This is a genomic window from Lutibacter sp. (assembly GCF_041562875.1).
Classification (GTDB): domain Bacteria; phylum Bacteroidota; class Bacteroidia; order Flavobacteriales; family Flavobacteriaceae; genus Lutibacter.
Genome location: NZ_JBFFOE010000047.1, coordinates 1 through 21,540, shown reverse-complemented (window position 1 = coordinate 21,540; position 21,540 = coordinate 1). Strand labels below are relative to the sequence as shown.

General features: G+C 28.5%; 17 protein-coding genes and 1 pseudogene. 6 read left to right on the top strand and 12 right to left on the bottom strand.

Going from position 1 to position 21,540, the window contains the following annotated elements:
• Positions 1-163 precede the first annotated feature (163 nt).
• From ABY863_RS08285 to ABY863_RS08270, 4 genes are all read left to right on the top strand, one after another.
• Positions 164-1,132, top strand: coding sequence for a Fic family protein (locus ABY863_RS08285; RefSeq protein ID WP_372793795.1), 969 nt, complete (start codon positions 164-166; stop codon positions 1,130-1,132).
• Between the two features lie 132 nt (positions 1,133-1,264).
• Positions 1,265-1,627 (top strand): hypothetical protein, encoded by a 363-nt coding sequence (locus ABY863_RS08280; protein WP_372793794.1) that lies wholly within the window; start codon positions 1,265-1,267, stop codon positions 1,625-1,627.
• Positions 1,628-1,636: 9 nt separating this feature from the next.
• Positions 1,637-2,227, top strand: coding sequence for a hypothetical protein (locus ABY863_RS08275; RefSeq protein ID WP_372793793.1), 591 nt, complete (start codon positions 1,637-1,639; stop codon positions 2,225-2,227).
• Positions 2,228-3,476: 1,249 nt separating this feature from the next.
• The gene (locus ABY863_RS08270; protein ID WP_372793792.1) at positions 3,477-4,196 is read left to right on the top strand and encodes a hypothetical protein; all 720 of its coding nucleotides are present in this window, start codon (positions 3,477-3,479) and stop codon (positions 4,194-4,196) included.
• Between the two features lie 22 nt (positions 4,197-4,218).
• Here ABY863_RS08270 and ABY863_RS08265 read toward each other — a convergent pair whose 3' ends face one another.
• Positions 4,219-5,781, bottom strand: coding sequence for an NAD(P)/FAD-dependent oxidoreductase (locus ABY863_RS08265; RefSeq protein ID WP_372793791.1), 1,563 nt, complete (start codon positions 5,779-5,781; stop codon positions 4,219-4,221).
• 142 nt (positions 5,782-5,923) lie between these two features.
• Here ABY863_RS08265 and ABY863_RS08260 point away from each other — a divergent pair, with 142 nt between their 5' ends.
• Both ABY863_RS08260 and ABY863_RS08255 read left to right on the top strand, forming a co-directional pair.
• Positions 5,924-6,640, top strand: a complete 717-nt coding sequence (locus ABY863_RS08260; protein WP_372793790.1) for a hypothetical protein — start codon at positions 5,924-5,926, stop codon at positions 6,638-6,640.
• 144 nt (positions 6,641-6,784) lie between these two features.
• Entirely contained in the window at positions 6,785-7,609 is an 825-nt protein-coding gene (locus ABY863_RS08255) for a carboxypeptidase-like regulatory domain-containing protein (RefSeq protein WP_372793789.1), read from the top strand.
• 60 nt (positions 7,610-7,669) lie between these two features.
• Here ABY863_RS08255 and ABY863_RS08250 read toward each other — a convergent pair whose 3' ends face one another.
• The 11 genes and pseudogenes from ABY863_RS08250 to ABY863_RS08200 form a co-directional block, all read right to left on the bottom strand.
• Entirely contained in the window at positions 7,670-8,500 is an 831-nt protein-coding gene (locus ABY863_RS08250; protein WP_372793788.1) for a prohibitin family protein, read from the bottom strand.
• 68 nt (positions 8,501-8,568) lie between these two features.
• Positions 8,569-9,699 carry an efflux RND transporter periplasmic adaptor subunit gene (locus ABY863_RS08245; protein ID WP_372793787.1) on the bottom strand — a complete coding sequence of 377 codons (1,131 nt, stop codon included), beginning with the start codon at positions 9,697-9,699 and terminating at the stop codon, positions 8,569-8,571.
• A 4-nt stretch (positions 9,700-9,703) separates the two neighbouring features.
• On the bottom strand, positions 9,704-14,032 hold the full coding sequence (locus tag ABY863_RS08240) for a CusA/CzcA family heavy metal efflux RND transporter (protein WP_372793786.1): 4,329 nt from the start codon (positions 14,030-14,032) through the stop codon (positions 9,704-9,706).
• A 75-nt stretch (positions 14,033-14,107) separates the two neighbouring features.
• Complete coding sequence (locus ABY863_RS08235; RefSeq protein WP_372793785.1) at positions 14,108-14,491, bottom strand: hypothetical protein; 384 nt, start codon at positions 14,489-14,491, stop codon at positions 14,108-14,110.
• Positions 14,492-15,010: 519 nt separating this feature from the next.
• The gene (locus ABY863_RS08230) at positions 15,011-17,038 is read right to left on the bottom strand and encodes a VWA domain-containing protein (protein WP_372793784.1); all 2,028 of its coding nucleotides are present in this window, start codon (positions 17,036-17,038) and stop codon (positions 15,011-15,013) included.
• Between the two features lie 85 nt (positions 17,039-17,123).
• The gene (fabG, locus tag ABY863_RS08225) at positions 17,124-17,870 is read right to left on the bottom strand and encodes a 3-oxoacyl-[acyl-carrier-protein] reductase (protein WP_372793783.1); all 747 of its coding nucleotides are present in this window, start codon (positions 17,868-17,870) and stop codon (positions 17,124-17,126) included.
• A 106-nt stretch (positions 17,871-17,976) separates the two neighbouring features.
• Positions 17,977-18,849 (bottom strand): succinate--CoA ligase subunit alpha, encoded by an 873-nt coding sequence (gene sucD / locus ABY863_RS08220; protein ID WP_372793782.1) that lies wholly within the window; start codon positions 18,847-18,849, stop codon positions 17,977-17,979.
• A gap of 84 nt (positions 18,850-18,933) precedes the next feature.
• Entirely contained in the window at positions 18,934-19,848 is a 915-nt protein-coding gene (locus tag ABY863_RS08215; RefSeq protein ID WP_372793781.1) for a UDP-3-O-(3-hydroxymyristoyl)glucosamine N-acyltransferase, read from the bottom strand.
• Between the two features lie 6 nt (positions 19,849-19,854).
• Positions 19,855-20,421 (bottom strand): elongation factor P, encoded by a 567-nt coding sequence (gene efp / locus ABY863_RS08210; protein WP_372793780.1) that lies wholly within the window; start codon positions 20,419-20,421, stop codon positions 19,855-19,857.
• Between the two features lie 49 nt (positions 20,422-20,470).
• Positions 20,471-21,253 carry an acyl-ACP--UDP-N-acetylglucosamine O-acyltransferase gene (gene lpxA, locus ABY863_RS08205; protein ID WP_372793779.1) on the bottom strand — a complete coding sequence of 261 codons (783 nt, stop codon included), beginning with the start codon at positions 21,251-21,253 and terminating at the stop codon, positions 20,471-20,473.
• A gap of 7 nt (positions 21,254-21,260) precedes the next feature.
• Positions 21,261-21,540, bottom strand: a pseudogene (locus tag ABY863_RS08200) (UDP-3-O-[3-hydroxymyristoyl] N-acetylglucosamine deacetylase); the annotation flags it as partial.

Genomic DNA, 21,540 nt, shown 5'->3' with positions numbered 1-21,540 from the left:
CGACAAACATTCAACAAACGATTTGCTACAACCGAAAAATCTCCGATTTTCCAGTCGCACAAATCATATAAAAACTCGTTGTACCCAATTAAAAAAGAACCTTAGAAATACATAATAAGGAAAAAAGATATTATCTTTGATAGTATCAAATGATAGTATCACTATGAAACCACCTTATGACATTACACCAAATATTTTAAAGTTAATTTCTTCTATATCAGAAAAAATTGGAGAAATTAATGCTAATTATTTAAATAAACCTTCCACTACACTGAGAAAACAGAATAGAATTAAAACTATTCATTCTTCATTGAAAATTGAGGGAAATAGATTAACTGAGGAACAAATAACTGCTTTATTAGAAAACAAAAGAGTAATTGGACCTCAAAAAGATATTAAAGAAGTACTTAATGCAATTGAAATTTACGAAAACTTAGAAAAATTCAATCCATATAACGAAAAATCATTCTTAGAAGCACATTCTAGTTTAATGAATAATCTTGTTGAAAATGCAGGAAAGTACAGAAAACAAGGAGTCGGAATTGTTAAAGGGTCTAAAGTTGAACACTTAGCTCCACCATATGAAAACGTTCCATACTTAATGAAAGATTTATTTCAATATCTAAAAAAATCAGAGGAAATTGAATTAATTAAAAGTTGTGTTTTTCATTACGAAATGGAATTTATTCACCCTTTTCTTGATGGAAATGGTAGGATGGGCAGATTATGGCAAACTTTAATACTAATGAGAAAATATCCAGTTTTTGAGTATATCCCTTTTGAGACACTTATCAGTAAAGACCAAGAAAAATATTATAGAGCATTATCTGAAAGTGATAAATCTGGAAAATCAACGAAATTCATTGAGTATATGTTAAATGTCATTGACACTTCAATTAGTGATTTGTTAAAATATAATAATAGAACACTGAATGAAAAAGATAGACTTGATTATTTTATTTCATTGAATAAGTCCGAGTTTACTCGGAAAGATTATATGGATATTTTCAAAGACATTTCTTCTGCTACCGCAAGTAGAGATTTAAAGAAAGGACTTGAAATTGGAATATTTGAGAAAATAGGAGAAAGAAATAAAACAAAATACAGATTAAAAACTGGGTACAACAACTAATAAAATTTATGCTTGCATTTAAACTAAATACCGAACCGACAAACATTCAACTAACGATTTGCTACAACCGAAAAATCTCCGATTTTCCAGTCGCACAAATCTTATAAAAGCCCGTTGGCAATAATTTAAAAAATGATGAAAAAGATTATTTATTTTATGATTATTCTTCTTTCGATTACATCTTGTAACCTTGCAGTAAAATTTGAAAAGTTAAATAAATTAGAAAAAGAATTACAACAAGAATTTAATCATCCAAATATTTCAATTTCATATAGTTTTGGAACAGAGGAAAACGATAATTTTTACCAAATCACATTTTATGAGTATGATATGGCTGATAAAACACATTCAGAATTAAAATCAAAAGCAAACTTGGTAAATTCATATTTTGATAGAAAAATTTCCAATAAAGCGGATATTGATTTTAAAGAGGTAAGATATACAGAATCTAATTTTGATGATGCAATTTCATTTGTGAATTTTAAATTTGATTAATCTAAAAAAATGACAAAATCAATATCGATATTTGAACCAAAAAAAGGGTTTTTCATATCAAATGAAAATTTAATTCTCATATTTTTAACTGTAACACTTTTCATTCTTGTTATTTTACAAAGAACACCAAATTTTGATTTTGGAAATATGATTACTTTTATTTCTATAATTTGGGTGTTATACATATTTGGTTTATTGATTAGTAACTTCTTCCGATATCAGCATATAAATGGAGAATTTATTGGAGAAATGAAACTTGAAAATGATTCAATTCTGATAGAGAAAAAAAAATATCTCATAAATGATATAAATGAAATTGAAATTTATTGTGAAGATATTAAAGGTCAATTTGTAAATAGCACATTAGAATTTTCTCCACATTTATCAAATGGGCTTAACAATGTAATCAGACTAAAATTTAAAAATGGAGAAAAAGTGAGTTATTCATTTCTTCAAACTGAAAGAGAGCAGATTAAATATTTTAAAAAAGAACTTACAGAATATTTTACAAGAGGAAAAATGAGTTGGTTACATTTATTAACTATTTTAGATATGAATGATTATGATGAAATTCAAAAATTTAAAAAAGAACTGAAATAAAAACTATTGCCAACACCTCATAAAATTTATGCTTACATTTAAACTAAAATATTAACGACAAAAATTCGTCAACAGTAATTTAAGGTTCGACTTTAGATCATTTTTTGAATTTATATTTTTTGTTTCCCCTACTCTCTTTTGCTAATTTACTGATTAAAGATTTAAAAAAAAATTAAGAAAAAAAGCTTCCGTTATTTCTACCCTTAAGTGTTAGATATTTTAATTGTAATTACTTTTTAAGAATTAGAGAATTTTATAATATTTTGTATATTTATCAATATTTATGGATTTATCCATAATCTTTTTCATAGCATTTTTTTTTAGAAGCTCTCATTAATTTGGGAGCTTCTTTATTTATACTAAGTATGAAATATTAGTGTTGATTTCACCATTATTCTTGCATTATCCAATTGCAATTGTGTTGCAATCGTTGTGTTTTGCATTACAATTGTATAACAATGTTGTCGTTGAGACTATTAAAACAACTAAAAACAGTTGTTATTACGTAATAATTCAATTGCAATTGGATTGCAATTGTGTTGCAATCGTTGTGTTTTGCATTGCAATTGTATAACAATATTGTCGTTGATACTGTTAAAACAAGTAAAACAGTTATTATTACGTAATTGTTCAATTGCAATACAATTGTAATTGTTGTGATTTTTGATTGCAATTATGTTGCAATCGTTGTGTTTTGCATTGCAATGGTATAACAATATTGTCGTTGATACTGTTAAAATAAGTAAAACAGTTGTTGTTACGTAATTGTTCAATTGCAATACAATTGCAATTGTTGTGATTTTGGATTGCAATTAATAAAAATGATTTTAAATAAAGGGTAATCCTATTTTATAATAAATAACTAAAATGATGATAACGGAACATTATTTACATCCAAATCAAAACATTCTAATAAATTTAATATTTTGAGAGTTTTTATTTAGTAAATTTGACCTTTATAATTCATCAGTTTTAAAAATGATACCGTATCACTTGCCGTATCACTTTTGAAACATTTATTTAAAATATGTACATTGTAATTAACTGTAAAACAGTATGTTGAAATTTAAAAAATTAACGCATTAAATTGAGGGGCTGGTGAGCAATAGCTCGTGTAAGTTCGAATCTTATTATGTGCACTTTAATTCATATTTATAGTCTTTAATGAAATATTTTTTCTGAAATACGCATATAAAACCTAAAAATTGCACCTTATAATTTATTCTAAAGATTGCTTGAAAAAATATAATTGATAAAAAATTCCCTTAAAATAGTTATTCTTATACTCTTCATAAATTCTAATCTTGTTTCATCTCAAGAATGGAGGAATTTAAAATCGTATCAAAAAGAAACCAATAATAAAAGTCTGCTAGATGGATGTTGGTTAAAAAAGGATAGAAAAAGTCAATCTGAAATTTGGAAACAAGCTAATACCTATAACCTTTCCTTAACTAATGGATTTGAGAAATATAAAACCATTAAAGAAATAAGAGATTTTTATAAATGGTTTGATGCAAAAAGAATACAACTAGGACATGAAATACAATGGATTGGAATTGCTGCCATAGCAGCAAATCAATTGGCTAAATTAGAAATGAACTTTTATCGTATTTTTATTGTTAGAAATAAGGAGGTAGTGCAATTTGCAAGTGAAGGATCAAAAAAAGTGTTTTCAGATGCATTTCCTAAATTGAAAAAAAATTATTTTTCAAATGAATTATTAGTAGGTGAAAAAGCTAAAGAATGGGATATAAACCACGGATTTAATGAACAATGTGAACTACTTCAACCTTTATATGATAATTTATCTAAAAAAGCTTCCAATAAATTTGAAAAAATGGCTAAAGCAAAAGGAATTTTCTACTTTGCTATTCCTAAAAAGTTGAAATTTGAAGGAAATATCCTAGATTGTGAAGCACGAGTTTCTTATGGAATAGAAAAGCTACTTCCTATATACTTAAAAAAGTAATCAATTTTTAATACTTAAATAATTAGTTGTTAAGGCGTTTTATGGCTGCTTCAACGCATCGTTCGCCATCCATAGCAGCTGAAACAATTCCACCGGCATAGCCTCCACCCTCTCCACAAGGAAAAAATCCTTTTATTTGTGGATGTTCTAAATTTTCATTTCTTGGAATTTTTATAGGTGAAGATGTACGAGATTCAACACCAATTACATTAGCTTCTTCAGTATAATAACCTCTCATTTTTCTACCAAAAGCTTCAAAACCAGTTCTTAATCTTGTTCCTATTAATGATGGCAATAAACTGTGTAAAGGTGCTGAAGTTAATCCTGGTTGATATGAAGTTGCATTTAAATTAGCAGATAATTTCCCTGTTACAAAATCTGTTAATCGCTGTGCTGGTGCAGCCTGTGTTCCCCCACCTGCTGTAAATGCCATTTTTTCTAAATCCTTTTGAAATTCTAACCCTTTTAAAACTCCAAACTGATGGTACTTTTGTAAATCTTTTTCAACATTAATTTCAACTACAATCCCAGAATTTGCAAACTGACTATTTCTTTTTGAAGGTGACATGCCGTTTACTACAACTTCTCCATTAGCTGTTGCCGCAGGTACAATAAAACCTCCAGGACACATACAAAATGAATAAACACCTCTATCTTTAACCTGCTGAACTAAACTGTAAGAAGCTGCTGGCAACAGCGCATTTCGCTCAGTTTTACAATGGTACTGAATGGAATCAATAATTTGTTGAGGATGTTCAACTCTAACACCCATTGCAAATGATTTTGCTTCAATATTTATATTTTTTCTATGCAATAAATAGTAAATATCTCTAGCCGAATGTCCAGTTGCTAAAATGACACTTTCCACTGTCATTTCTTTATTATTTTGCAATTGAATAGCGCAAATTTTATTTTCTTTTATCGTAAAATCTATCACTCTACTTTCAAAGTGAATTTCTCCACCATATTTTAATATAGTTTCACGAATATTGGTTACTACATTTGGCAATTTATTGGTACCTATATGAGGATGTGCGTCAACCAAAATTTGTTCTGTTGCACCATGAAAAACTAAGTTTTCAAAGATTCTTCTCACGTCGCCACGTTTTAAACTTCTCGTGTAAAGTTTTCCGTCTGAATACGTCCCAGCGCCACCTTCACCAAAACAATAATTTGAATCTTCATTAACAATATGAAATTGATTAATAGCACGTAAATCACGGCGTCTATCTTTTACATTTTTACCTCGCTCTAAAACTATAGGCTTGTAACCTAACTCTATACAGCGTAAAGCTGCAAACATTCCTGCTGGCCCAAAACCTATAATATGAATTTCCTTTGATGAAGAAACATCTTTATATTCAAATGAATATTCAGAAGTTTCAGGTACTATTTCTTGAATATAAACAGCTATTTTATAATTAAAAATAATTTGAGACTTTCTGGCATCAATAGATTTTCTTAAAACTTTTATCCCATTAATTTCATTTTCATGAATACCTAAATGAATTGCAGCTAATTTTTTTAAAATACCTTCTTTAGCCACTTCTTCAATTTTTACTCTAAGCTGAATATCTTTTACCATATTGGCAAAATTAATCAAATATCAATATAATAGAGACCAGATTTAATAATAAATGATTCAAATATTTATTTTTATCTTTTTAGGTAGGGTTTTTTAACTCTCATCGGTTATAATAATATATTAACTCATTAAACCCTTAAAAATGAATACGAAAAAAAATATTCAAATTATTTTAACATTTATTGTAGCTTTTATCACTTTCTCTTGCAGTAGTGATTCAAGTGCAGATAATGTATCTTTAAAAGCCAAAGCAACACTAAATCCTGCTGCAAAAAACAGTTCACTTGCTCAAAAAAATAATGCTGTAATTACAATTTCGGGTTTTATTATCAATATCAAAGAAATTGAATTTGATATGAAAGACGATGATTTGGAAAATGAAAATTTACACTCTGAAATTGAACTTCAAGGACCTTTTGAGTTAGATTTATCATCTGGAAATGTTGCAATTGATATAACTTCTGTTGATTTACCTATTGCAGTTTATGACAAAATTCAATTCAAATTGCATAAAAGTGTAAATGAATTAAGCGATATGTTTGGAAAATCTATTCAAATTAAAGGTGATCTTAATGGTATTCCTTTTGTTTTTTGGCATGATATTGAAGAAGAAGTTGAAGTTGATTATGTGAATAGTACTATAGATATTGTTGTTAATGGAACTACTGAAATTGCTACAATTAATTTTGATTTAAGTGCTATTTTTGGAGCAGCATCAACAGTTGATTTTAGTGGAGTTACTGATGGGAATGGAAATGGAATCATTGAAATTAACCCAAATAATGATGATGGTAATGCTGCATTTGCAGACTTTCTTAAAAACTTACTTGAAGAACATTCAGACTTGGATGAAGATTAAAAGTTATAAATATTTTAAAGTAAAAAAGACCTATGAAAATTATAGGTCTTTTTTTTATCTAAATATTAGTGTTTAGTTTTATTAAAATCGATATTTTTATTTTTTCTTTAACACAATTATAACTATTAATTATTATTATTGCATATGTTAAAAAATACAATATATATTGCTTTAATTTTTATATCAATTAAAGCCTATTCTCAAGAACCAAAAAAAACGGATAGCTTAAGCGCTACTTATTCAACCCTATTTTTAAAAGGTCAAGTAGTTAATAATCTTGATAAAAAACCTTTAATTGGGGCTAATTTATTCAATTTAAATTCTGTAATTGGATCAGTTACTAATGATGAAGGTTATTTTGAAATTGAAACTAAAGCAAATGACACACTTTATATTTCTTATTTAGGATTTGAATCCATCAAATTAAAAATTACGAACGATTTATTAAAAGGAAATGAATTAGTTATTGAATTAAACGAAAGAACAGAGCAATTAAATGAAGTAGTTGTTAAATCTAATAAACTAATTGGAGTATTAGAAATTGATGCCAAAAATGTACCTAAAGACAAATATTCTCGTATTCATATAGTTGGTTTACCTCAAACTTATGAAGTAGGATCTAGCAATAGTAAAAATTACACTTCCCCAATTGATGCTTTATTTAAACCTATTGATTTTGTTTATAATATGTTTGGTAAGAAACCTAAACAATTAAAAAAATTAAAAAAATTGAGAAGTGATGATCAATTAAGAACAATGTTAGAAGGAAAGTTCAATAGAGAACTAATGATGGAGTATTTGGAACTGGATGCCCAAGAACTAAATGAATTATTAAATGAGTGTAATTATTCTGATTATTTTATTCAATCAGCTAGTGATTTACAGTTAATTGAAGCTATTTTATTGTGTTATGAAAACCATAAAGCAATTAAAAAAGGAAGTACCATAAAAGAAGTTGATAGAGACTAATTACTTCAAACAAAAAAAAGCAACCAATTGGTTGCTTTTTTTTGTTTGAAGTAATAACTTTTAATTATTCCCTAAAATTAATGGCAAACCATCTTTAGAACTTCCAACAATAACAACTTTACTGTTAGGAGATTTTGCAAGTTCTAATGTTGCTTCAATACCTTTATCTTGTAAGATTTTATCGGTTAATGAAGCACTTAAAATTTTATTAGCATCTGCTTTACCCTTAGCTTCAATTATTTGTTTTTGAGCTTCTTTGGCAGCTGTAACCAATCTAAATTCATATTCTAAAGATTCTTGTTCTTGCTTTAATTTACGTTCAATTGCATCTTTAATTGTTGCAGGTAATGTAACATCTCTAACTAAAACTTCATTTAATTCAATGTATTGACCATCTAAAATTTTCTTAGCTTCATCATAAATTTCACTTTGAATTACATCTCTTTTACTTGCATACAATTGTTCAGGAGTATAACGTCCAACTACAGAACGCGCCGCAGAACGAAGTGTTGGCTTAATAACTCTTTCTAAATAGTTTTCTCCTTTTTCTTGATGTAATTTACCTAAATCTTGTGGTCTAGGCATATACCAAGATGATGTTTCTAAAATAATATCTAAACCGTTTGAAGAAAGTACTTTCATTTTTTCAAATAACTCTTGTTGACGTACTTCATAAACTATTACTGTATTCCAAGGGGCCACAATGTGGAAACCTTCGCCTAAAGGATCTTCATTTATTACTACACCTCCATCAAAACGTTTCCATAAAACACCTGCTTCACCAGCATCAATAGTTACTGTTGATTTTGATAAAAATATAATTAGTACAATACCTATTAATATAATAGGCATTAAAGTTTTGGGTAATTGTAATTGTCCGTTATTGCTCATTTTATAAATTTTAAATTTATACAAAAATACGAAACAGAAACCATTAATTTAGTATAAATATAATTTTACTATTCTAAAGGTAGAAATGCCCCTTTTATTAATATTTCTTTTTCATTTAAGTTTGAATCTTTAACTTCAATCCAATTTTCATTTTTAGTCCCAATCATAATTCTTACTTTTTCAAATTGATACGCATTTTCATTTTTACTTTTTAAAACTAACACAAAATAATTGTCATTTTCTTCAAGAATACTACTTACTGGTAGCGCTAATTTATCTGTTGAATTTGTAATAATTTCAGCTTCCACAAACATTCCTACTAAAAATGGTTCATTCTCATCTTCTAAATGTCCATGTACTTTTACCGTTCTATTTTCATCTATTGATTTACCAACTAAATGAACTTCAGCATTGTATTTTTTTGAAGAAGATTCTGGTATACTAAATATAATTTGCTGTTCTTCTTTTACATTTAAAATATCCTTTTCAAATACAATTAATTCAAGATGCTTATGCTCATTATTTATAATTTCCAATAAAACTTCTGAAGAATTTTTAAATTCACCTAAATTAGTGTAAACATTTGTAACACTACCACTTATTGGTGCATAAATCCCTATTGTTGATGTAAAATTACCTAATCTCACATTTGCAGGATTTATATTCATTAATTGTAATTTTTGGGATAATCCTTTGAATAAAGCCAAGGTGCTTTTATAGGTGCTTTCAGCTTTTAGATAGTTTTTTTCAGAAGAAATATTTTCATCAAATAAAGTTTTCTGACGCTCATTTTCCGATTTTAAATACGTTAATTGTTCATGAATTTCAGCATAATTTTGCTGAATTTCTATAAAATCAGGATTTTCTATGGTTAAAAGTAACTGCCCTTTTTTAACTTTATCACCAATTAAAAGAGGTGCATTTTTAATATAACCGCCCATAATTGCACTTACCTTTGCTCTATTTGATGGTGGAACATCTATATATCCATTTGTTTTAATACTTTCAGCAAACGTTTGTTTAATAACTTTCCCCAATTCCATTTTTGCGCTTTCAAATTGAGATGGAGTTATTTCAATAAAAGTTTCAATATTTTTTGATATTTCAACTTCATTTTCACTCTTCTTTGAAGAATCACAAGATGCTGTTAATCCAATAGTTAAAAGAAAAATAAAGCTATTTAATATATGTTTTTTCATGGTCTTATAAGTTTATATAATTTAGTTCCAATGCAATTTGATTGTAACTGTTTAAATTGTTTAGATAATTAATTTTTATTTCATTTGAAGTTTCAATACTTTGTATGTATTGAAAAAAATCAATTTCACCATTTTTATAACTCAGTTTCGCTGTTTTTAAAATTTCTGAGGCTAAATGTTCTCCACTTTCATCAAAATAATTTAGCTGAGATTCATTCTTTTTAAGTTCTTCCAATAAATTTATGTACTTAGATCTTAATTTTAAATTTGAATCAATTACCAATTCATTCGCAATATCTTCTTCAATTTTTGCTGCTCCAATTTTAGTTGATTTTCCAAAGAAAAATATAGGAATTGAAATACCAGCCTGAAAACTATTTACAGAAGCATTTGCGGCTAAATCTTTACTATTAAAATAATTGAAATGTAAATCAGGTAATAATTGCTGTTTTTCTACGCCCTTTTTTGCTTTAAACAACTTACTATTTTCCATATAATAACGATTGATTAAATGGTTATCTAGGTCTAAATTATTAAGTTCAATTTTTGATAAATCAGCTTCATAAATTTTAAATTTTTCATCAGATTGAAGCATCAAATAAAACTCTTCATATGCAATGTTTATATCATTCTGAAGCGCTTCTAACTGCATTGTAAATTGTTTATGTTTAGATTGTGAAGTTATCATTTCTAGATAGTTAGACTCTCCTAATTCAAACTTTCGTTTAGCTGCTTTTGAGAAATTTTTATATAAGCTATCCACACCAGTCAAATGTTGCTTTTTTTGATTTAAATAAACAATATTAGTATATGCTTTTGAAACATTTTTAATTAAATTATCTTTTGCAAATTGATAGTTTAACTCTGTTAAATTTGAATTGATTTTATTCACTTTCTTTTTAGCAAAATAAACAGATGGAAATTCAATAGTTTGATCTACCCCATATGTTTCAAGAGGTTTTCCATCAATTCCTAAATTAGTTTTATCATAAATATAATAGACTTTGGTTTTATCAATTTCAAAAGCACTATTTATCAATTTATCGCTTCTATTAACTTCTAATTGTTTAATTGTTAACTCCACATTATTATCAATTGCAATTGAAATAGCTTCCTCCATAGAAATTGTTTTTTCTTGAGAAAAACCAATAACTGGAGCTAATAGAAATAACAATATAATGGTAGGTTTGAATTTTTTCTTCCTTTTTATTTTAAATTCTTTAGTATCAAAAATTGAGTATAACACTGGTAAAACAACTAATGTTAAAATAGTTGCTGTTATTAATCCACCAATTACTACAGTAGCTAACGGTCTTTGAACTTCTGCTCCTGCATTGGTTGAAATTGCCATTGGCAAAAATCCTAATGCAGCAGCTGTAGCAGTTAAAATAACCGGACGTAAACGTTCTTTTGTCCCTAATAATATTCGTTCATATACGTTGTCCATACCTCGTTCTTTTAATTCTTTTAAATGTTCAATAAGTACAATACCGTTTAATACTGCAATACCAAACAGTGCAATAAATCCTACACCTGCTGAAATACTAAATGGTAAACCTCTAATCCATAGAAATAAAACACCACCAACAGCAGATAAAGGAATTGCTGAAAACACCATTAATGCTTCTTTCATAGATTTAAATGCAAAGTGTAAAAGTATAAATATCAACAATAAAGCAATTGGGACAGCTACTTTTAAACGTGCTTTAGCACTGTTTAAATTTTCAAATTGTCCGCCATAAGAAACCGTATATCCAACGGGTAATTTTACTTGATCTTCTATAATTTTCTGAATATCTTTAACCACAGATTCCATATCTCTATTTCGAACATTTACACCAATAACAATACGCCTTTTAGTATCATCTCTTGATATTTTCGCAGGTCCTTTTGTGTATTCAATAGTTGCTAATTCATGCAATGGAATTTTATTTCCAGATGGAGCATCAACATATAAATTTTTAAGATTCTCAATATCTTTTCTAAATTCTGGTTGTAAACGTACTACCAAATCAAATCTACGTTCACCTTCAAAAACATTTCCTAATGTTTGTCCAGCAAAAGCCATTGAAACCACTTGATTTAAATCCTGAATATTTAATCCGTAACGAGCTACTTTTTTTCTATTGTAAGTAACTGACATTTGCGGCAATCCATCAATTTTTTCAACAATAATGTCAGCAGCGCCTTCAACATTTGCAATTTTAGTTTTAATTTCATCAGCCTTTTTAGCTAAAATTGCTAAATCATCTCCAAATATTTTGATAGCAACATCGGCCCTAACACCCGTAATTAATTCATTAAAACGCATTTCAATAGGTTGTGTAAATTCAAAATCTACTCCAGGAATTATCGATAACTTTTCTTTAAACTTATCAGCTAATTCATCTTTTGAATCTGCTGAAACCCATTCACCTTTCGGTTTTAATTTTATAATAACATCACTTTCTTCCATAGACATAGGGTCTGTTGGAACTTCCGCAGCACCAATACGTGATACAACTTGGTCTACTTCAGGAAAGTTATCTAATAATATTTGTTCAATTTGTGTTGTAATTTCTACAGTTCTAGATAATGAAGTACCTGTTTTTAATACTGGCTGAATTACAAAATCTCCTTCATCTAAAGTTGGTATAAACTCACCTCCCATCCTGGTAAAAAGTATACCCGTTGCTATTAATAAAGCTACAGATGAAATTATAACAACGTTTTTATGATGTAAAGCCCATTTAATTGTTGGTTCATAGAGACTTAAAAAGAAATTCATTAAACGTTGTGAAATGTTGTTTTTAGAAACTTTTTCAGGTTTTAAAAAGATAGATGCAATAACCGGAACATATGTAAAACATAAAAACATTGCACCAATTAGAGCAAAACTAAATGCCATTGCCATTGGCTTAAACATTTTTCCTTCAACACCACTTAATGACAAAATTGGAATAAAAACAATTAAAATTATAAGCTGCCCAAATATTGCAGAAGTCATCATTTTAGAACTACTCTTATAAGTAATTTCATCAATGCTATCTTGCCTTTCGCTTTTTGATAATTGCATTAACTCAGTTCTGTTACCGGTAATTTTAAATGCTATAAATTCAACAATAATAACAGCTCCATCTATAATAATACCAAAATCTATGGCTCCTAAACTCATTAAATTAGCATCAACTCCAAATATGTACATCATGGATAATGTAAACAATAAGGCTAAAGGTATTACTGAAGCAACCACCAAACCAGATCGGAAACTGCCTAACAACAGTATTACTACAAAAATTACAATAATAACTCCCAGTATTAAATTTTCAGCAACTGTAAAGGTGGTTTTGCCAATTAGCTCACTTCGTTCTAAAAAACCATTTATAAAAACCCCTTCAGGCAACGTTTTTTGAATTTCAGCAACACGCTCTTTTACAGCTTCAATAACTTTGTTTGAATCACCATCTTTTAACATCATTACCTGACCTAAAACCTTTTCTCCTTCTCCATTCCCAGTAATTGCACCAAACCTATTTGCAAAACCAAAATTGACTTCTGCTACATCTTTAATTAAAACTGGAATTCCATCCACATTTTTTATAACAATATTTTCAATATCTTCTATAGATTTTATCATTCCTTCACCGCGCACAAAGAAACTCTCATTTGTTTTTTCAATATAACCACCACCAGCTACACTATTATTCATTTCTAAAGCATCAATAATTTGAGTGGCTTTAATATTCATTGATTTTAATTTCTCAGGATTTATTGCAACTTCATATTGCTTTAAAAAGCCACCCCAAGTATTTACTTCAACTACACCGGGAATTCCAGACAGTTGTCGTTTCACTACCCAGTCTTGTAGTGTTCTTAACTCCATTGGAGAATATTTATCTTTAAATCCTGGTTTTGTATCTAATATATATTGATAAATTTCACCTAAACCTGTTGTAATTGGTCCCATTTCAGGAGTCCCAAAACCTTCAGGAATTTTATCAGCGGCAGTTTTAATTTTTTCAGAAATTAATTGTCTAGGTAAATAAGTACCTATAGCATCGTCAAAAACAATGGTAACTACTGATAATCCAAATTTTGAAATTGACCTAATTTCTTGAACTCCAGGTAAATTAGCCATTTCTAATTCAACTGGATAGGTGATAAATTGTTCTACATCTTGGGTAGATAAATTTCTTGAAGTTGTGATAACTTGTACTTGATTATTTGTAATATCAGGTACTGCCCCAATTTGTATTTGTGTAAGTGAAAATAAACCAAATGCAAAAATTGCTGCAGTTATTAATAAAATGATCAATTTATTTTCAATACTGACCTTAATGATTTTTTGTAGCATAATTTAATTAGTTAGTAATTAATAGTGTTGAAAATCAATTAAATGACTTTCATTATAATTATTAAAACAATAAAATTATGCAGTCCTTGGCGGCTGAAATATGTAATTCGAAAATAAATGAGCTAATGGTTCAGAATAATTGAAACCAGTTTTTTTTGAAGAAATTTCTATTTGTGTATTTATACCTTTAAAAATCGATGGTATAAAAACCATCTGAGTATGGCTCTCTAAATTTTGGTGTTTAAAAGGTAATTTTTGATGTTCTTTATGTTCATTTTGATGCTTGTTTAATTCACAACCATAGTGCATTGTAATAAAACCTGAAAAGCTATCTCCTCTTTCTAAATGTTGAGATAAATGATTGAAAAGATTTGGGATTTTATCAAAATCATTAAGCTGTATATTAAAGCTCTGGAGTAAGATTGTGAATGACAATATGACTGCTAAACTTTTGAACATAATTAAAACTCGACTAACAACAATTTAAATTTTTGTAAATATTCGGTTTATTTTCTATTAAAAATGAACAATTTAATAACAATTTTCAATGTAATTATAATTAATTCTTATTAGACAAATTATTCTTAGAAATTTACTACATAAATATACTAAACATTATTGCTAATTAGTGTTACTCTAATCACACAACTAAAAGTTATAATTGATTTGAATACCAGAAGTTTAGAACCTAAAATCTTGAATAAAAAAGGTGCTGATATTAGAATACATCTTATAGAGAAATTTCACCTAAACTCTATGTTATACTCCCCATAAATAGTTCGCCAAATTTTTGTACAATCTTAACCCAGTCTTTAACAGTTGCTAGTTTTTAGAAACCAATTGCTGGAAATATCTTTAGTTAAGTTTGTAACTTTATTAAAATCATCTAAATAAAAATTATAACTTTGAACTAAAGCAATTAAGGATAATATGAATGATGTAATTTTAAAATCAGTTGCAAAATTAATAAAATTCAACTTAAATTTTACCGTGATACTTTCTCACAAACCACTCAGTTGACAGTAAAAATAAAATAAAGCCTAAAATCCATTTCCAATTTATTAAAGAAGTTTTAATGGTGTCTGATTTCTCAATACTTTTAAAACGTTTATCAGATTTCAAGTTATCAATGAGTTTATCCTCTTCGTTAGAATAATAAATAGTTCCATTTGATTTAGCTGCCATTAATTTTAATGCAGAATCATTAGAATTTACAAACTGCTGTTCAACTTCAAAAGGTAGTATTTTAAAACTTCCTGACGCTGTTAAAATTTGATTTTCAACAGATACTGAATATGAATATTCTGCCGATGGAAGGTTTGATATTTCAGCTATAAACCTACTATCTAATACTGAAAAAGGAATTTTCTGAAGATAATTAGCTGCTTTATTAGAAACAGTTAACCACAATTTTGCTCTGGAATCAAAATTAAAATTCTTATCTAAATAAGTTGCTGAAATTTCTATTGTTTCATTCGCATAAAAAATGGGTTCAATAGTAACCAATAACCTTTTATCCATTTGATTAGAAGCTAAATACTGAATTAAATTAGAGATAAAGCCATCAAAAAATTCAAAAGTTTTGGCTTCATTATAACTATTCATTCTCCATCGCCATATGTTCTCTCCCAATAAAATAGCACTCCTCTGGTTGTTGTTTTCAAAGTTTACTAATAACGGTTTTTCAGTTTTAATGGTTCCAATTTGTTGGTATAATAACGCTTGATATGGCACAAAAAATGTAATATCTCCAAAGTAATCATCTAATGGTGCAAAATTTAAAAATCCAATATCATCACTTAAAAAATTAGCAAAATTTGAATTAAATACTGGGCGATAATTTTCAGGTTGAGAAATTGCATTTTTTGAGAAATTATGTTGTGTTTTATTCAAAAACACCCAATCAGTACTAAGTCCTGTAATGATAAAATAATTTAACTTCTTAGCACTAATAGCTTCAAAAACATCTTTAAATTCCTTTGATGGCTGGTTTAAAACAATCAATTGATAATCAGATAAATCACCTTTAAAATCTAAAATATTTGAAATTGTAACAGATCGTTGTTCATTACTTTCTATAGACTTTTTCAACATTCCTAAATCTGGATGAATTATAGAAGTTAAAATTAAAATTTTAGATTTTTCTTCAATAACATTTATGCTAAAACTTTTTGAATTATTTATCTTATTTTTCTCATTATCAAGCTCTTCAATTTTTGCGGTATAATAATTTATTCCTTTCTCTTCCGCTGTTAAAAGAAATGATTCCGTTTTTATAGCTGAAGTTTTTGAAAATTGAAGTTCATTGCTATATATAATTTTACCTTTATTAAAAATGTTTATTTTTTTAATAACTGATTTAGTTCCAACATAATTTATAAATAATTCTACAGGAAATTTATTTTTTAAATTGGTAAACTTATTTACATTTAACTGACGTATATAAATATCTTCAAAAACCGTTGTATCACCAATTATAAATGGGAAAACTGGATTTTTATAATTTACAAACTCAATGTTATTTCCAACCGTTTGATTCCCATCAGTAATTACTATAACTGGAGCACTTTTCGTTTTATATAATTTAGAAAACTCTTCAAAAGGCAAACTTAAATTTGTTTGATTTTCATTAAATTTCAAAGAATCTAAAACTGATACATTATTTCCAAAGCTATAGTAATCTATTGAAAACTTCTCATTTAATTCTATATCATTTTTAAATAAATTAACGAGTTTATTTACTTCAACATTTTGGAAGTTATATTTAATTGAAGTTGAATTATCAACAGTAATAACCAAATTAGGTTTTACAATTTCAGTTTTGTTTTTTTTTATTGAAGGATTAATAATTAATAATAGAACGCTGAAATAGGTTAAAAATCTTAAAAAAGAAAGCCAATATTTCAATTGGCTTGTTTCTTTATTTTTAAAAATATATTGAAATATAGCTATCAATAAAGCCGCAAAAAAAACTAATCCTATAAATAACAACGTTTCAGTATTCATTTTAATTATTCAATGCAAGTTTTAAGTTATTCTGCATTCTTTTCACTTTGGTTTCATCCATTAACCGAAAAGAAATTTTAACTTTTTAAGTTAGCATTCCTCCATCAACACTTAAAGTTTGCCCAGTAATATATGAACTCATATCCGATGCTAAAAATACACATGCATTTGCAACATCTTCTGGAGTTCCACCACGTTTTAACGGAATAGCATTTGTCCATTCTTTCACAGTTTCTTCAGGCAAAATGGCTGTCATTTCAGTTTCAATAAATCCAGGGGCAATTACATTACTTCTAATATTTCTTGACCCTAATTCTAATGCTACAGACTTAGAAAATCCAATAATCCCAGCTTTTGATGCAGCATAGTTAGCTTGGCCTGCATTTCCTTTTAACCCAACTACTGAACTCATATTTATAATAGAACCTGATCTTTGTTTCATCATTGGTCTAATAACAGCTTTTGTTAAATTGAAAACTGACTTTAAATTCACTTCAATTACAGTGTCAAAATCTGCTTCAGAAATACGCATTAACAGATTATCTTTAGTAATTCCTGCATTGTTTATTAGTACATCAATAGTTCCAAACTCTTTTAAAACTTCAGTAGCCAATTCCTGTGCAGCATCAAAATTTGCTGCATTAGATTGGTATCCTTTTGCTTTTACACCAAATGACTCCAACTCTTTTTCAAGTTCTTGAGCTGCTTCTACTGAAGAACTATATGTGAAAGCGACATTTGCACCTTGTTTTGCAAATGTTACTGCAATTCCTTTTCCTATTCCTCTGGTTGCACCTGTAATTAATGCTGTTTTATTTTCTAAAAGTTTCATATTTTAATCTTTACTTACATTTATAAATTTTCAATAAATCAAATATACACATTTGTATAAAAAAAGCCTCCATAAAGGAAGCTTTTAAATCATGTTATAAATAATTTTATCCTAATATTTCAGCAACTTTTTCTCCAATTTTTGCAGGAGACTCAACTACATGAATACCATTCTCTCTTAAAATTGCCATTTTTGCTTGTGCAGTATCATCAGCACCGCCAACAATTGCACCAGCGTGCCCCATTGTTCTACCTTTTGGAGCAGTTTGACCGGCAATAAAACCAACAACAGGTTTTTTATTTCCATTAGCTCTTACCCAACGTGCTGCTTCTGCTTCAAGTTGACCACCAATTTCACCAATCATAACAATTAAATCCGTTTCATCATCATTCATCAATAATTCAACAGCTTCTTTAGTTGTAGTTCCAATAATTGGATCTCCACCAATACCGATGGCAGTTGAAATTCCATATCCTTTTTTTACTACCTGATCAGCTGCTTCATATGTTAAAGTTCCTGATTTAGAAACAACTCCAACTCTACCTTTTTTGAAAATAAAACCTGGCATAATACCAACCTTAGCTTCTTCTGCAGTAATAACTCCAGGACAATTTGGTCCAATTAATCTACAATCTTTATTATCAATATAAGCTTTAACTATTACCATATCAGCAACTGGAATACCTTCAGTAATACATATAATTACTTTTATTCCTGCTGCAGCAGCTTCCATAATTGCATCTGCAGCAAATGCTGGTGGTACAAAAATTATTGAAGTATCTGCTCCAACTTGATCAACAGCATCTTGCACAGTGTTAAAAACAGGTCTATCTAAATGCATTTGTCCTCCTTTACCTGGTGTAACACCTCCTACTACATTAGTCCCGTAATCAATCATTTGAGTTGCGTGAAATGTACCTTCTCCACCTGTAAAACCTTGTACAATTATTTTTGAATTTTTATTTACTAAAACACTCATTGAAGTATATTTTTTTATTAAAAGGATTTAACTTATACAAAAGTAATTTTTTCTATGTTCTGAGTATAAAAAATAATACTTTTTTTACTTTTTAATTAATTGTTTTATTTGAGCCATTTCTTTTAACTTTTTCCTTGATTCATCTATTGGAGTTCCAAAATAAGTTTTCCCTCCAACAACAGATTTAGTTACTCCAGTTTGACCCAAAATAACGGCTCCTTTGCCAATAGTAATTCCGCTGTTTGTACCTACTTGTCCCCATAGCGTAACTTCATCTTCAATAATAACACAACCAGCAACTCCCGTTTGTGAAGCAATTAAACATTTTTCTCCAACTATAGTGTCATGACCAATTTGGACTTGATTATCTATTTTGGTTCCTTTTTTTATTGTTGTATTTCCTGAAACACCTCTATCTATAGTACAAAGAGCCCCAATATCTACATTGTCTTCAATAATTACACTTCCACCAGATATTAATTTATCATATCCTGTAGCGCGCTTTTTATAGTAAAATGCATCTGCACCTAAAATACTCCCAGCATGAATAGTTACATTATTTCCAATCTTACAATTATCATATATAATTACACCTGGATGAATTATACAATTTTCACCTATTATAACATTATTTCCTACAAAAACATTTGGTTGTATTATGGTGTTTTCACCAATAATAGCTGTTGTAGCTATTGAAGAATTTGAAAATTTAAACGGATTGAAATATTTTGTTAATTTATTAAAATCTCTAAACGGATCATCAGATATTAGTAAGGCCTTTCCTTGGGGACAATTTACTTTTTTATTAATTAACACCACTGTTGCTTTAGATTCTAAAGCTTTATCGTAATATTTAGGATGGTCTACAAAAACGATGTCCCCAGCTTCAACAACATGAATTTCATTACAACCTAATATTGGAAAGTTAGCAGGGCCAACAGAAGTAGCTCCTATTAATTCTGCAATTTCGTCTAAACTATAAATACGAGGAAATTTCATATTTTTTTATTCTTTAACACGTTCTAAATATGATCCTTTTGCCGTATCAACTTTAATTTTATCTCCTTCATTAATAAATAAAGGGACATTTACACTTGCGCCTGTTTCTACAGTTGCTGGTTTAGTTGCATTGGTTGCTGTATTTCCTTTTACTCCAGGTTCTGTATGTGTAACTTCTAAAATTACGCTAGCTGGCATATCTACTGAAAGAGGCATACTATCTTCTGTATTAAATATAACAGTTACTATTTCACCTTCTTTTAAAAGATCTGGAGCATCAAGGGTTTCTCTTCCAAGTGTAATCTGATTGTAATCATCTGTGTTCATAAAGTGAAAAATATCACCTTCTGGGTATAAATATTGATATTTACGAGTCTCTACTCTAATATCTTCAATTTTTCTACCTGCCGGAAATGTATTATCTAATACTTTTCCAGTTGATAAACTTTTCATTTTAGTCCTAACAAATGCAGGTCCTTTACCTGGTTTTACATGTAAAAATTCAACTACTTTAAAAATATCATTATTATATCTTAAACACAATCCGTTTCTAATATCTGATGTTGTTGCCATTTATTTTAGTTTTATGTTGTTAACTTTTATATTTTTAATTCTTTATTAATTAACTACCTGTATAACCTTTCATAATTCCTCTTTGTGAATTTTTAATAAAAAGTATGATTTGATCTCTTTCTTTTGTTGCTTCCATTTCAGCCTCAATTTTTTCTAAAGCTTGTGTGGTATTGTAATTTTTTTGATATAATAATCTGAATATATTTTGAATTTCTCTAATTTTTTCAGTCTCAAAACCACGTCTTCTTAGTCCAATTGAATTTATACCAATAAATGATATAGGCTCTTTTCCTGCTTTAGAAAATGGAGGAACGTCTTTTCTTACTAATGAACCTCCTGATACTAGTGCGTGTTCGCCAATATGGATAAACTGATGTACAGCTACTAAACCACTTAAAATTGCATAATCTCCAATGGTTACATGGCCTGCGATAATTGAACCATTGGCTAAAATACAATTATTACCAACTACACAATCATGGGCAACATGTGAAGTTGCCATAATTAAGCAATTATCTCCTATTTGAGTTTTTCCAAGTGCTTTTGTTCCTCTATTAACAGTTACACACTCTCTAATTGTGGTATTATCACCAATAATAGCTAGAGAATCTTCTCCATCAAATTTTAAATCTTGAGGAATCGCAGAAATTACTGCTCCTGGAAAAATCCTACAATTTTTACCAATTCTTGCGCCTTCCATGATTGTTACATTAGATCCAATCCATGTACCCGAACCAATAATTACATCGTTATGAATTGTTGTAAAAGGTTCTACTACTACATTGGTCGCTATTTTTGCGCCTGGATGTATATATGCTAAAGGTTGATTCATTCTTTTTTTAAGGTTTTCTGGCTATTTGAGCCATTAATTCTGCTTCTACTACTAATTTTCCGTTTGCATATCCACAAGCCTGCATATGACAAATCCCTCTCCTAATAGGAGTTATGAGTTCTGCTCTAAAGATTAAAGTATCACCAGGTAATACTTTTTGTTTAAACTTAACTTTATCCATTTTCATAAAATATGTTAAGTAATTTTCAGGGTCAGGAACTGAACTTAAAACTAAAACTCCACCGCATTGAGCCATCGCTTCAACTTGAAGTACTCCTGGCATTACT